This window comes from Streptomyces sp. NPDC005303 (assembly GCF_040607335.1).
In the GTDB taxonomy this organism is placed as follows: Bacteria; Actinomycetota; Actinomycetes; order Streptomycetales; family Streptomycetaceae; genus Streptomyces.
Genome location: NZ_JBEXGM010000001.1, coordinates 516,623 through 530,115 on the forward strand (window position 1 = coordinate 516,623; position 13,493 = coordinate 530,115).

The following is a 13,493-nucleotide window of genomic DNA, read 5'->3' on the forward strand; positions in this document are numbered from 1 at the left end:
CGGCCTGGGGAGAGCGGGGGCCGAGTGGGCGGGGCGGGGTCGGCAGCGCCGCGGGCCGGGGTGGCGGGACACGGTCAGGTCTCACAGGCGCACCGGGTGGAATGGCCCTTGAGTCCGACAAGCGGGTAGCGCACAGGGGTCGGCGAGTGCTCCAGGGGGCGGGGTGAGTAACCCGGGTGCGGCCTACGCCCCCGCGTCTCGGCCCGTGAAGTGAATCTCCTCCGTGGACTCCGTCACGCCCGGCCCCTATGGGCGACACGGCCCTCGCCGATCTCGCCCCGTCGACCCAGACGGCCCCGTCCACCACCCGCGATCACTCAAGGTGACGCCCCCGCACCCCACCGTGCCCGTCCCCACCGTGTCCCAATGCCGTTTCGACAGATGAACAGAGCCGCCGACCGCAAGCCCAGCGTGGTATGTGTGGGAAAAGAGGTTCCTACCCACCTCAAATATCGTCCATGCGTCGAGCGGCCAGATTTTCCTCCCACAGCGGGTTGAAGTTTTGTTGATCGCGGGTCGGTTGGTCGCCCCGGCGTCCTACCCTTTAGAGGGTGAAGCAACTGATGTCACTGGAGTCCGAGGTCGATCTGCCCGGGGAAGCGGCGCTTCCCGGCGTGCTGAGCGAGGAACTGCACGCCGAACTCGTACTGTTCCGACGCGACTTGCACATGCACCCGGAGCTCGGCAACCAGGAGTTCCGAACCACCGCGGCGATCAAGGAGCGGCTGGAGAGGGCCGGGCTGAAGCCGCGGGTGCTCGCCATGGGGACCGGGCTCGTGTGTGACATCGGGGAGTGGGACGGCGGGCGGCCCATGCTCGCCCTGCGCGCCGACATCGACGGTCTGCCCATCCCGGACATGAAGACCGAGTGCTCGTACCGGTCGACCGTGCCCGATCGGGCCCATGCCTGCGGGCACGATGTGCACACCGCCGTGGTGCTCGGCGCCGGGCTCGTCCTCGCCGAGCTCGACAAGAAGGGCCTGCTGCCGCGGCCCGTGCGGCTGATCTTCCAGCCCGCCGAGGAAGTGCTGCCCGGCGGTGCCGCCGACGCCATCGACTGCGGGGTGCTGGAGGGCGTCGGCAAGATGCTCGCCGTGCACTGCGACCCGCGGGTCGACGCCGGGAAGATCGGGCTGCGGACCGGTGCCATCACCTCCGCCTGCGACCGGCTGGAGATCGCGCTCGACGGGCCCGGCGGCCACACCGCCCGACCGCACCTCACCACCGACCTCGTCACCGCCGCCGCCCGCGTGATCACCGACGTGCCCGCGATCGTCGGCCGGCGCGTCGACACCCGCGCCGGGCTCGCCGTGACCTGGGGGCGGATCGAGTCGGGGCACGCCCCGAACGTCATTCCGCAGCACGCCGAGCTCTCCGGGACCGTGCGCTGCCTGGACATCGACGCCTGGCGGCAGGCCCCGGACATCGTCGTGGCCGCGATCGACGAGGTCGCCAATCTGCACGGGGCCAAGTCCGAGATCAACTATGTGCGTGGTGTTCCGCCCGTCGTCAACGACGCGGATGTCACCGAGCTGATCCGCGAGGCCATGGCCGCCCGGCGCGGCGCCGACTCGGTGGAGAACACCGAGCAGAGCCTCGGCGGCGAGGACTTCTCCTGGTACCTGCAGCACCTCCCCGGTGCCATGGCCCGCCTCGGGGTGCGGACACCGGGGGAGCGGACCGTGCGCGATCTCCACCAGGGCGACTTCGACGCCGACGAGTCCGCGATCACCGTAGGCGTGGAGTTGTTCACGGCCGCGGCCCTGCTGGACGCCGCGCAGTGACCGCAGCGTGACGGACGGCCCCCTCGGGGCCGTTCCGCCGCTCGGCGCAACATGCTCGTAAGCCAATTGTGCGCTCATCGCAATCCGGGCGTGCGAAGGCTCTAGAGCCTCAGTTCAGACGCTGTTTGCCTCGAATCGATAACGGCTTCGGAGTAGGTCTGTTTCCGACATCTACGCGCGTTACGATGCCGCGAAGCCAACGCCGCAGGGGCGTACAGGCCCGAGCACTGGCATGGTGCTCACATGAAGCGCCGACAAGGCGCTCAGGTCAGGTGAAGGAGCCTCCCGTGCGCCGGGTAGCCAAGCTTTCCGCTGCGTGTATCGCCACCGCAGCTCTCGCACTGACTGCCACCGCGTGTGGCAGTACCTCGTCCGACTCCAGCAGCTCGTCCTCGTCCTCGGGCAGCTCCAAGGGCGGCATCAAGATCGGTCTCGCCTACGACGTCGGCGGCCGTGGTGACCGCTCCTTCAACGACTCCGCCGCCCGCGGCGCCGACAAGGCCGCGAAGGAGTTCGGCGGCTCCCTCAAGGAGCTGACCGCCAAGAGCTCCGACACGGAGGCCGACCGCGAGCAGCGCCTGACCGACCTGGCGGACGCCGGCTACAACCCGATCGTGGCCGTCGGCTTCTCCTACGCCACCTCGGTCGACAAGGTCGCCCCCAAGTACCCGAAGGTCAACTTCGGCCTCATCGACTCGGTCGCGAAGGCCCCGAACGTCGACAGCATCACCTTCACCGAGGAGCAGGGCTCCTACCTCGCCGGTGTCGCCGCGGCGCTGAAGACCAAGAAGGACCACGTCGGCTTCATCGGCGGCGTGGACACCCCGCTGATCAAGAAGTTCGAGGCGGGCTACACCCAGGGCGTCAAGGACACCAACCCCAAGGTCAAGGTCGACGTCCAGTACCTGACCCACGGCTCGGACTTCTCCGGCTTCGCCGACCCCGCCAAGGGCAAGGAGGCCGCGTCCGGCATGCTCGACAACGGCGTCGACGTGATCTACGCCGCGGCCGGCTCCTCCGGCAACGGCTCCATCGAGGCCGTCTCCGGCGTCAAGGGCGCCTGGGCCATCGGCGTGGACTCGGACCAGTACAACATCCCGGGCCTGGCCAAGTACAAGAACTCGATCCTGACCTCGATGGTCAAGAACGTCGACGTCGGCGTCTACGACTTCATCAAGTCCGTCCACGAGGGCAAGCCGCTGACCGGCAACCAGCTCTACTCGCTCGCCAAGGGCGGTGTCGGCCTGGCCACCAGTGGTGGCTTCATCGACGACATCCAGCCCCAGCTGGACGCCGCGAAGAAGAAGATCGTCGACGGCACCATCAAGGTCAAGACCAGCTGACCTGACGGTTCCCGCCGGAACCCGGGCTCGACGAGGGGGCCTCGACAACCCCCTCGTCGAGCCATAACAATGTGTCAACTCTACGCGTGTAGCGCGGAGTTGCCGCGCTAGCGTCGCCGACGCCTGCCCTCCCCTACGCAGCCCCTTTCCCCCAGGAGAGTGCGCCATCAACGCGTCCAGCCCTCCCGCTGCCGTCGAACTGCGCGGCATCACCAAGCGATTCCCAGGCGTCGTCGCCAACAAGGACATCGACATCACCGTCCGCACGGGCACCGTGCACGCCCTGTGCGGTGAGAACGGTGCCGGCAAGTCCACCCTGATGAAGATCCTCTACGGCATGCAGCAGCCGGACGAGGGCACCATCACGGTGGGCGGCGAGACGGTCACCTTCCACACCCCCGCCGACGCCATCGCCCGCGGCATCGGCATGGTGCACCAGCACTTCATGCTCGCCGACAACCTCACCGTCCTGGAGAACGTCGTCCTGGGCGCGGAGAAGCTGTACGGCATCGGCGCCAAGGCCCGCGCGAAGATCAGGGAGATCTCCGACGCGTACAACCTGAACGTCCGCCCCGACGTCCTCCTGGAGGAGCTCGGCGTCGCCGACCGCCAGCGCGTGGAGATCCTCAAGGTCCTCTACCGCGGCGCCAAGACCCTGATCCTCGACGAGCCCACCGCCGTCCTCGTGCCCCAGGAGGTCGACGCCCTCTTCGACAACCTGCGCGAGCTCAAGGCCGAGGGCCTCACCGTCATCTTCATCTCCCACAAGCTCGGCGAAGTCCTCTCGGTTGCCGACGAGATCACCGTCATCCGCCGCGGCACCACCGTCGGCACCGTCGAGCCCGCCGGCACCACCTCCAAGCAGCTCGCCGAGCTGATGGTCGGCAGCGAACTGCCCACCCCGGAGACCGAGGAGTCCACGGTCACCGACGTGGCGCTGCTCAAGCTGGACGGCCTGCGGCTCGCCCAGACCGACCTCGACGGCGTCGAGCGGATCATCCTCGACGACATCTCCTTCACCATCCACAAGGGCGAAGTCCTCGGCATCGCCGGCGTGGAGGGCAACGGCCAGTCCGAGCTGGTCGAGGCCATCATGGGCATCCGCACCCCCGACTCGGGCACGGTCACCCTCGACGGCACCGACATCTCCCACGTCCCCACCCGCCACCGCCGCGAGTCCGGCGTCGGCTACATCCCCGAGGACCGGCACCGCCACGGTCTGCTCCTCGAGGCCCCGCTGTGGGAGAACCGCATCCTCGGCCATGTCACCGAGAAGCCCAACTCCCGCGGCCAGCTCCTCGACATCAAGGGCGCCCGCACCGACACCGAGCGCATCATCCAGGCGTACGACGTCCGCACCCCCGGCATCGACGTCACCGCCGCCTCGCTGTCCGGCGGCAACCAGCAGAAGCTGATCGTCGGCCGCGAGATGAGCCACGCGCCCAAGCTGCTCATCGCCGCCCACCCCACCCGCGGTGTGGACGTCGGCGCGCAGGCCGCGATCTGGGACCACATCCGCGAGGCCCGCCGCGAGGGCCTGGCCGTGCTGCTGATCTCCGCCGACCTGGACGAGCTCATCGGCCTGTCCGACACCCTGCGGGTGATGTACCGCGGCCGACTGGTCGCCGACGCCGACCCCGCCACCATCACCCCCGAGGAGCTGGGCTCCGCCATGACCGGTGCGGCCACCGGCCACCTGGAGCACGCAGAAGGCTCCGCAGGGGACTCCGCAGCGGTCTCCGCCGAGGACGACGAGGACGACTCCCGATGAACAAGCTGACCCAACGCATCGACAAGGAGCGGCTGCTCCTCGGCATCGCGGCCCCGCTGCTCGCGGTCGTCGCCGCGCTCGTCGTCACCACCCTGGTGATCCTGGCCACCGGCAAGAACCCGGGCGCCGCCTTCAGCGACATGCTGACCTACGGCTCCGCCAGCGACAGCCAGGTCTACATCCTCAACAAGGCGACGACGTACTACCTGGCGGGCGTCTCGGTGGCCATCGGCTTCCGGATGAACCTGTTCAACATCGGCGTCGACGGCCAGTACCGCATCGCCGCGTTCTTCGCCGCGGTCCTCGGCGGCGCGCTGACCACGCCGGGCTGGATCTCCATCCCGCTGATCATCCTGTGCGCCATGGGTACCGGCGCCGTGTGGGCGGGCATCGCGGGCGTGCTGAAGGTGACCCGCGGCGTCAGCGAGGTCATCTCGACGATCATGCTCAACGCGATCGCCACCGCGATCATCGCCTACCTCCTCCAGCCCGGAAAGCTCGCCGAGCTCCAGGCAGGCGGCACGGTCGTCTCCACCAAGCCGCTGCCGGAGTCGTCGTACTTCTTCCAGATCGACACCGGCGCCGCGGGCGAGCTGTGGGGCTTCATCGTGATCGCCGTGCTCGTCGGCGTCGCGTACTGGTTCGTGCTCGGCCGCACCCGGTTCGGCTTCGACCTGCGCACCGTCGGCCAGTCCGAGAGCGCCGCCGCCGCGAGCGGTGTGTCCGTGAAGAAGATGATCGCGACCAGCATGCTCATCTCCGGCGCGATCGCCGGTCTGATCGGCATGCCGACCCTCCTCAACGACAGCCACCAGTTCAGCAACGACTTCCCCGTGGGCATCGGCTTCACCGGTATCGCCATCGCCCTGCTCGGCCGCAACAACCCGGTCGGCATCGCGCTGGGCGCCCTGCTCTGGGGCTTCCTGGAGCGCACCACCAACCACCTGGAGTTCGAGGGCTACGACAAGGAGATCCTCGGCGTGATCCAGGGCGTCATCGTCCTGTGCGTCGTCATCGCCTACGAGCTCGTACGCCGTTACGGACTCAAGCGCCAGCAGCAGCGTGTCGGCGCCGAGCTCGCCGCCCAGGCCGCAGCCCCGACCCAGAAGCAGGAGGTGGCGTGATGACTGCCACGATGACCGACACGCCGCCCCCCGCGGCACCCAAGGCGGACACCGCCACCCGGTCGGGCCGCTCGCTCGGCCAGATCCTCATGATCGTCGCCGGTGCGCTGCTGCTCGTCGCTGCCGTCCGCGTCATCTCCGGCTCCGACCAGCTCACCTCCGACGGCCAGGTCTCCGCCGCGCTCAGCCTCGCCGTGCCGATCGGCCTCGCGGGTCTCGCCGGTCTGTGGTCCGAGCGCTCCGGGGTGGTCAACATCGGCCTCGAAGGCATGATGATCCTCGGCACCTTCGCCGCCGGCTGGATCGGCTGGCAGTCCAGCCCCTGGCTCGGCCTGCTGTGCGGTGTCGCCTTCGGCGTCCTCGGCGGCCTGCTGCACGCGGTCGCGACCGTCACCTTCGGCGTCGACCACATCGTCTCCGGTGTCGCGATCAACCTGCTCGCGCTCGGCACCACCCAGTACCTCGCCAAGCTCTTCTTCGTGGACGGCAAGGCGGCGGACGCGGGCGGCAACCCCAAGCAGTCCCCGCCCGTGGACTCGCTGCCCAGCTTCGACGTCCCGGGCCTGTCCAGCGGGCTGCACTCCATCGAGAACCACCACTGGTTCCTGATCTCGGACATCGCCGGCATCCTCGGCGGCCTGTTCACCAACCTGTCGGTGGTGACGGTTTTCGCGGCCGTGCTGTTCATCGGCAGCTGGTGGCTGCTGTGGCGCACCCCGTTCGGCCTGCGCCTGCGCTCCTGCGGCGAGAACCCGATCGCCGCCGAGTCCCTCGGCGTCAACGTCTACAAGTACAAGTACATCGCCGTGGCCGTCTCCGGCGGCCTCGCCGGCCTCGGTGGCGCCTTCCTCGCGCTGGTCACCTCGCACAGCTACCTGGAGGGCCAGACCGGCGGACGCGGTTACATCGGTCTCGCCGCGATGATCTTCGGCAACTGGCGTCCGGGCGGCCTCGCCATGGGCGCGGGCCTGTTCGGCTACTCCGACGCCCTCCAACTGCGCAACGGCGGCGAGACCGTCCACGCGCTGCTGCTCCTGCTGTTCGTGCTGCTCCTGGCGATGGCGGGCTGGAAGCTGTACAAGAAGGCACACTGGCAGGGCGGCATCAGCCTCCTGGTGGCCGCGGGCGTCCTGGTCTGGTACCTGGTCACGGACGAGGTACCGAGCGACTTCGTGGGCGCCACGCCGTACGTCGTCACGCTGCTGGTGCTGTCGCTGTCCGCGCAGCGCCTGCGGATGCCCAAGGCGGACGGCATGCGCTACCGGAAGGGCCAGGGCAAGTGACATCCCCCGCCGTCATCGACTGGGACGCTCTCAGGTCGGCCGCCCGGGACGCCATGTCCCGGGCGTACGCCCCCTACTCCGGCTACCCGGTCGGCGTCGCCGCCCTGGTCGACGACGGCCGTACGATCACCGGCTGCAACGTCGAGAACGCCTCCTACGGCCTCGGCCTGTGCGCCGAGTGCGGTCTGGTCTCGGAGCTGCACAACACGGGGGGCGGCCGACTCACGCACTTCACGTGCGTGGACGGCAAGGGCGCGGTGCTCGTCCCGTGCGGCCGCTGTCGCCAGCTGCTCTACGAGTTCGGCGGGCCGGACCTGCTCCTGGAGACCCCGGCGGGCATCCTGCCGCTGTCCGAGATGCTTCCGCAGGCCTTCGGGCCGGACCATCTCACCAAGTAATTCCCGGAAGGAAAGCCCTGCATGGCCATGGACGCCATCTCCGTCATCCGCACCAAGCGGGACCGCGGTGAACTCAGCGACGAGCAGATCGACTGGGTCATCGACGCGTACACCCGCGGGGAGGTCGCCGACGAGCAGATGTCCGCGCTCGCGATGGCGATCCTGCTCAACGGCATGAACCGCGGCGAGATCGCCCGCTGGACGGCCGCGATGATCGCCTCCGGCGAGCGCATGGACTTCTCGTCCCTGTCCCGCCCGACGGCGGACAAGCACTCCACGGGCGGCGTCGGCGACAAGATCACGCTCCCGCTGGCGCCCCTGGTGGCGGCCTGCGGCGCGGCCGTGCCCCAGCTCTCGGGCCGCGGCCTCGGCCACACCGGCGGCACGCTCGACAAGCTGGAGTCGATCCCCGGCTGGCGCGCCCTGCTGTCGAACGAGGAGATGCTGAACGTTCTCGACACCACCGGCGCGGTGATCTGCGCGGCGGGCGACGGCCTGGCTCCCGCCGACAAGAAGCTGTACGCCCTGCGTGACGTCACCGGCACGGTCGAGGCGATCCCGCTGATCGCCTCGTCGATCATGTCGAAGAAGATCGCGGAGGGCACGGGCTCGCTCGTGCTCGACGTCAAGGTCGGCACCGGCGCCTTCATGAAGACCATCGAGGACGCGCGGGAACTGGCGTCCACGATGGTGGGCCTGGGCACCGACCACGGCGTCAGGACCGTCGCGCTCCTGACGGACATGTCGACCCCGCTGGGCCTCACGGCAGGCAACGCCCTCGAAGTCCGCGAGTCGGTGGAGGTCCTGGCGGGCGGCGGCCCCTCGGACGTCGTGGAACTCACGATCGCCCTGGCCCACGAGATGCTGGCCGCGGCCGGCATCCGTGACGCCGACCCGGCGAAGGCGCTGGCGGACGGCTCCGCGATGGACGTGTGGCGCCGGATGATCGCGGCCCAGGGCGGCGACCCGGACGCGGAGCTGCCGGTGGCGCGCGAGCAGCACGTCATCAAGGCGCCGTCCTCCGGCGTCCTGACCCGCCTCGACGCCTACGGCATCGGTGTCGCCGCCTGGCGCCTCGGCGCGGGGCGTGCCCGCAAGGAGGACCCGGTGCAGGCGGGCGCGGGCGTGGAACTCCACGCCAAGCCCGGCGACACGGTCACCGAGGGCCAGCCCCTGCTGACCCTGCACACGGACACCCCGGAACGCTTCGAGTACGCGTTGGAGGCGGTGCAGGGCTCCTACGACATCGAGGCGGCCGGAACGGCGTTCACGGCTTCGCCGGTGGTGCTGGAACGTATTGCCTGACCTGGATGTTCCTCATTCGGGTGAACGGGATCGGTGGACCGCCACCGGTCCCGTTCGGCATGCTGGGATCGGTGACGCACCGATAGGAGACCGCCATGAGCGCACTCACCGTGGGCCACGATCCCGGGCAGAGCTGGGACGACCTCGTCCAGCTCTGGGACGAGATGGAATGGCCTGAGGGCAGCAAGGTGGAGATCATTGAGGGGATCATCACCGTGTCACCTGCTCCCGCGTCTCGCCACAACGTGATTGCGGCCCGCATCCAGCGTCGCCTGTACTCGGTGATCCCTGAGGATTGGGAGATCTTCCAGACCCAGGCCATCGCCATCCCGTCGCGGCTGGGCATGCTCATCCCGGACATCCTCGTCGCGCCCGTCCAGGAGTGCACAGAGGCGGACTTCTATCTGCCGGCTGCCGTCGCCGAGCTCGTCGTCGAGGTCACCTCCAGGAAGAACGCCCGTCACGACCGTGTGAGCAAACCGGCCGCGTACGCCTCCGCCGGCATCCCCCTTTACCTCCTCGTCGACCGCTGGGCCCCCGAAGGCCCCACCGCGACCCTCTACGGAGAGCCCCAGGGAGACGTCTACCGTCCTCTGGCCGTCGCCAAGTTCGGTGAGCTGCTCACCCTCCCCGCGCCCTTCGACCTCGTCATCGACACCGGCGAGTTCCCCGAGACGTGACTCACCCCAACAGCGCCGCCACGACCACCAGCACCGGCACCGACAGCACCGTCGACACCAGGATCGAGTCCCGGGCCAGTCGCTCGCCCACGCCGTAGGTCGACGCGTAGGTGTACAGGTTCTGCGCGGCCGGGAGGGCCGACGTGACCACCACGTCGAGGAGTTGGGCTCCGTGGAGGCCGAAGACGCCGGCCGCCAGCACCCACGCCGCCGCCGGCTGCCCCACCGACTTCAGCGCGACCGAGAGCAGGACGAGCTGCCGGTCCGGGCCCCGGCCGGGCATCGTGCTGCCGCACAGGGAGATGCCGAAGGCGAGGAGGACGGCCGGGACCGACATGCCGCCGATCAGGGTCAAGGGGTCCATGACGGGGGCCGGGACCTTCAGACCGGCCGCCGAGACCGCCACCCCGGCCAGCGAGCCCACCGCGATCGGATTGCGGAGCGGGGTCAGCAGCCTCCGCCACAGCGGGCCCTTCTCCCCTTCGCCCGACGCCAGGTCCAGCACCGTCAGCGCGACCGGCGTCACCCCCACCAACTGGAACAGCAGCACCGGCGCCACCAGCGAGGCGTCGCCCAGGACGTACACCGCGATCGGGATGCCGAGGTTGCCGGAGTTGACGTAGGACGAGCACAGCGCGCCGATCGTCGTACGGCCCAGTCCCCAGCCGCGTACGACCCCCACCGCCACGAAGACGCCCGCTGCCGCTGCCGTGCTGAGCGCGGTCACCAGCAGGCGGCTGGAGAAGATCACCGACAGGTCGGCCCGGGCCAGCGTGGTGAACAGCAGGGCGGGGGAGGCGACATGGAAGGCGAGCTTGGTCAGCACCTCCCGGCCCTGCTCACCGAGGTAACCGCGCAGACCGATGAGATAGCCGACCCCGATGACCACCGCGATCACCGCGAAGCCGGTCAGCACTCCCTGCACGGGGACTCCTCAGGGGTGAGGAGGGCGTGGCGTATCCAGGGAGGTGCTGATGGGTGGCGCATACAGGTAACCCTCGGGGGCAGAAGGCACCCAGGTCAACGTGATCCTGCCCGCGCTGTCGGGGCGTCGGCCGATGAGTTGTGCCCGCCCGCCGGGTCTACCGATCGTGGACGCCATGACACCCGCTGTACTCGTGCTGGCCGGCCCCGTCACCCGGGACGAGGTGACGGGGCTGAGCGACGAGGTCCGGGCGCTGTTGCGGACGACCCGGGCCGGGGTCGTGGTGTGCGATGTCGCCGGGCTCGGGCCGCCGGGCCTCGGCACCGTCGACCTGCTCGCCCGGCTCCAGCTCGCGGCCCGGCGAGCCGGGGGCCGGATCAGACTGCGCGACCCGGACCCCGGGCTACACGCCCTCCTTGACCTCGTCGGCCTCCGCTTCGAGGTGGAGGGGCAGGCCGAACAGAGGGAACCAGCGCTGGGTGTCGAGGAAGAAGTGGAACCCGGTGAGCCGGCCGTCTGAGATCTCCAGCACCTGGACCGCCCACGGGCTGTGACCGCCCTTCTCCGGGTCCGGCTTGTACTGGGCGAACCCCGGCAGGCCATTGACCTGCACCGGCACCAGACGGGAGCCCTCGCAGGCCGAGCCCAGGGTCGTCATGAAGCCCGTGATGTCGTCGTGGCCCGTCAGCCACAGGTCGAACGGCGGCATCGTCATGATGGCGTCCTCGTGGAGGAGCGCCGTCAGCGCCGTCATGTCATACCCCTCGAACGCCTTCACATAGCGGTCCAGGAGTTTCTGCTGCTCCTCGTCCAGCGGGTCGGACACGGCCGCGTCGGCGCCGTGCTCCTCCCGCTCGGCGAGGGTGGCGCGGGCCCGCTGGAGGGCGCTGTTGACCGAGGCGACGGAGGTGTCGAGCAGTTCGGCGACCTCGCTCGCCTTCCAGGCCAGCACCTCGCGCAGGATCAGCACCGCGCGCTGCTTGGGCGGCAGTTGCTGGAGGGCGGCCATGAAGGCGAGCCGCACGGTCTCCTTGGCGACCGCGGCCTCCGCCGGGTCCTCGACCGTGGGCAGGATGCGGTTGTCCGGCATCGGCTCCAGCCAGGTGTGGTCGGGGCGGGGGGAGAGGGCGGCCTGGGAGAGGGGGGTCGACTCAGTGAGGTCCATGGGGCGGGCGCGCTTGTTGCCCGCCGTCAGCATGTCCAGGCAGACGTTCGTCGCGATGCGGTAGAGCCAGGAGCGGAGGCTGGAACGGCCCTCGAACTTCTCGTAGCTCCGCCAGGCCCGCACCATCGTGTCCTGCACCGCGTCCTCGGCCTCGAAGGAGGAGCCGAGCATGCGGTAGCAGTACCCCGTCAGCTCCGTGCGGTGCTTCTCGAGCCTGACGTCGAGGTCCGTCGTCGTGGCCGTAGTGTCCGTCATCGTCCACCCACCCCTGTGGCCGTGCTGTGTCGCGCCTTTGCGCCCAGTACTCGGAAACTACCGCAGCCCACTGACAACGGCCCCTGGAGCGAACGAACACCCAGGTGGGGGGCTGTGTGCAGCAACCCCTCCGGACAAACCGATCCCCCCGGTCGACCGACCTCGACCGGGGGGAGGCAGAACGTGCGGCTCAGGCCGTCGCGAGCCGCTGCTGGGCCCGGGCCGCACGTGTTCCGAGGACGGTGATCGACACCACGCCGAGCACCGCCAGCAGTCCGACCCCGACCGTCCCGGCCCAGCCGCCCGCGTGGAAGGCGAGCGCGCCGACCGTGCTGCCCGCGCTGGAGCCGATGTAGTAGGCGGACTGGTACAGGGCCGAGGCCTGGGCGCGGCCGTGGGTGGCCGTCTTGCTGACCGCCGAGGACGCCACCGCGTGGCCCGCGAAGAAGCCGCCGGTGATCAGGACCAGGCCCAGCAGGACCAGGGGGAGCGAGTCCGAGAGGGACAGGACCAGGCCCGCCGCCGTCGTACCGCCCGCCGCGTACAGCGCGCCCCTGCGGCCCAGGCGGCCGACAAGGCGGCCCGCCGTCGACGCGGACACCGTGCCCACCAGGTAGACCAGGAAGATCGATCCGACGATGCCCTGGGGCAGTGAGAAGGGCGCCTCGGTCAGCCGGTAGCCGATCACCGTGTAGACGCCGCCGAAGACCGTCATGAACAGGGCGCCGATGGCGTAGAGGCGGCGCAGCAGCGGGTCGGCCAGGTGTCCACGGACCGTGCCGAGCAGCACGCGCGGCCGCAGCGAGCCCGCCACGAAGTGCTTCGGCGCCGGGAGCAGCAGGCGGAAGGCCACGGCACAGGCCACCGCGATCGCGCCGATGACCCCCACGGCCACCCGCCAGCCCCACTCCTGCGCGACCCAGCCGGTGATGACCCGGCCGCTCATCCCGCCGACGCTGTTGCCGGCGACGAACAGGCCGATCGCCGTGACCAGCGCCTTCGGGCGGACCTCCTCGGCGAGATACGCCGTCGCGGAGGCGGGCAGCCCGGCCAGCGCCGCACCCTGCACCGCCCGCAGCACGACCAGCGCGGTCAGCGAGGGCGCGAAGGGGACGAGGATCCCGACGGTCACCGCGACCGCCAGCGAGGCCGTCATGACCGTACGGCGTCCGAAGCGCTCGGAGAGGGCGCTCATCGGCAGCACGAACAGCGCCAGTCCGCCGGTCGCCGCCGCCACCGTCCAGCTCGCCTCGCTCGCCGCGACCCCGAACTCGCCCGAGATCAGCGGGAGAAGGGCCTGCGTGGAGTACAGCAGCGCGAAGGTCGCGACGCCGGCGAGGAAGAGGGCGAAGCTCATCCGGCGGTAGCCGGGACCGCCCGGGGTGAGACGGGAGTCGACGGCGGCAGAGGCGGGGAGTGCGGCGTCCACGCGGGTGGACGCCTCGGTACTGGCAGGCATG

The 13,493-nt window shown here is 70.1% G+C and carries 12 protein-coding genes; 9 read left to right on the plus strand and 3 right to left on the minus strand.

Features of this window, described 5'->3' with window-relative positions; genetic code table 11:
* Window positions 1-563: 563 nt before the first annotated feature.
* The 8 genes from ABZT93_RS02445 (at window position 564) to ABZT93_RS02480 (ending at window position 9,688) form a co-directional block, all read left to right on the plus strand.
* A complete protein-coding gene (locus tag ABZT93_RS02445) occupies window positions 564-1,784 on the plus strand; it encodes a M20 family metallopeptidase (protein ID WP_356098430.1) in 1,221 nt (406 codons plus the stop codon).
* A gap of 287 nt (window positions 1,785-2,071) precedes the next feature.
* The gene (locus ABZT93_RS02450; protein ID WP_356097654.1) at window positions 2,072-3,127 is read left to right on the plus strand and encodes a BMP family ABC transporter substrate-binding protein; all 1,056 of its coding nucleotides are present in this window, start codon (window positions 2,072-2,074) and stop codon (window positions 3,125-3,127) included.
* A gap of 166 nt (window positions 3,128-3,293) precedes the next feature.
* Window positions 3,294-4,898: an ABC transporter ATP-binding protein gene (locus tag ABZT93_RS02455; protein WP_356098433.1), complete on the plus strand. Its 1,605-nt coding sequence runs from the start codon at window positions 3,294-3,296 to the stop codon at window positions 4,896-4,898.
* Window positions 4,895-6,022, plus strand: a complete 1,128-nt coding sequence (locus ABZT93_RS02460; RefSeq protein WP_356097657.1) for an ABC transporter permease — start codon at window positions 4,895-4,897, stop codon at window positions 6,020-6,022. The genes ABZT93_RS02455 and ABZT93_RS02460 overlap by 4 nt, the downstream gene beginning before the upstream one ends.
* A complete protein-coding gene (locus ABZT93_RS02465; RefSeq protein ID WP_356097660.1) occupies window positions 6,022-7,305 on the plus strand; it encodes an ABC transporter permease in 1,284 nt (427 codons plus the stop codon). Before ABZT93_RS02460 ends, ABZT93_RS02465 begins: the two co-directional genes overlap by 1 nt.
* Window positions 7,302-7,703: a cytidine deaminase gene (locus tag ABZT93_RS02470; RefSeq protein WP_356097663.1), complete on the plus strand. Its 402-nt coding sequence runs from the start codon at window positions 7,302-7,304 to the stop codon at window positions 7,701-7,703. Before ABZT93_RS02465 ends, ABZT93_RS02470 begins: the two co-directional genes overlap by 4 nt.
* Before the next feature lie 27 nt (window positions 7,704-7,730).
* Window positions 7,731-9,008: a thymidine phosphorylase gene (locus ABZT93_RS02475; protein WP_356098435.1), complete on the plus strand. Its 1,278-nt coding sequence runs from the start codon at window positions 7,731-7,733 to the stop codon at window positions 9,006-9,008.
* Window positions 9,009-9,103: 95 nt separating this feature from the next.
* Window positions 9,104-9,688 carry a Uma2 family endonuclease gene (locus ABZT93_RS02480; protein WP_356097666.1) on the plus strand — a complete coding sequence of 195 codons (585 nt, stop codon included), beginning with the start codon at window positions 9,104-9,106 and terminating at the stop codon, window positions 9,686-9,688.
* Between the two features lies 1 nt (window position 9,689).
* Here the strand turns inward: ABZT93_RS02480 and ABZT93_RS02485 are convergent, their stop codons facing one another.
* A complete protein-coding gene (locus tag ABZT93_RS02485) occupies window positions 9,690-10,613 on the minus strand; it encodes an AEC family transporter (protein ID WP_356097669.1) in 924 nt (307 codons plus the stop codon).
* A 133-nt stretch (window positions 10,614-10,746) separates the two neighbouring features.
* On the opposite strand from ABZT93_RS02485, the gene ABZT93_RS02490 reads away from it, so the two are divergent.
* Entirely contained in the window at window positions 10,747-11,133 is a 387-nt protein-coding gene (locus ABZT93_RS02490; RefSeq protein ID WP_356098438.1) for an STAS domain-containing protein, read from the plus strand.
* Here the strand turns inward: ABZT93_RS02490 and ABZT93_RS02495 are convergent.
* Both ABZT93_RS02495 and ABZT93_RS02500 read right to left on the minus strand, forming a co-directional pair.
* The gene (locus tag ABZT93_RS02495; RefSeq protein WP_356097672.1) at window positions 11,017-12,033 is read right to left on the minus strand and encodes a sigma-70 family RNA polymerase sigma factor; all 1,017 of its coding nucleotides are present in this window, start codon (window positions 12,031-12,033) and stop codon (window positions 11,017-11,019) included. The two genes, ABZT93_RS02490 and ABZT93_RS02495, sit on opposite strands and share 117 nt — an antisense overlap.
* Before the next feature lie 190 nt (window positions 12,034-12,223).
* Window positions 12,224-13,492, minus strand: coding sequence for an MFS transporter (locus tag ABZT93_RS02500; protein ID WP_356097673.1), 1,269 nt, complete (start codon window positions 13,490-13,492; stop codon window positions 12,224-12,226).
* Window position 13,493: the final 1 nt, after the last annotated feature.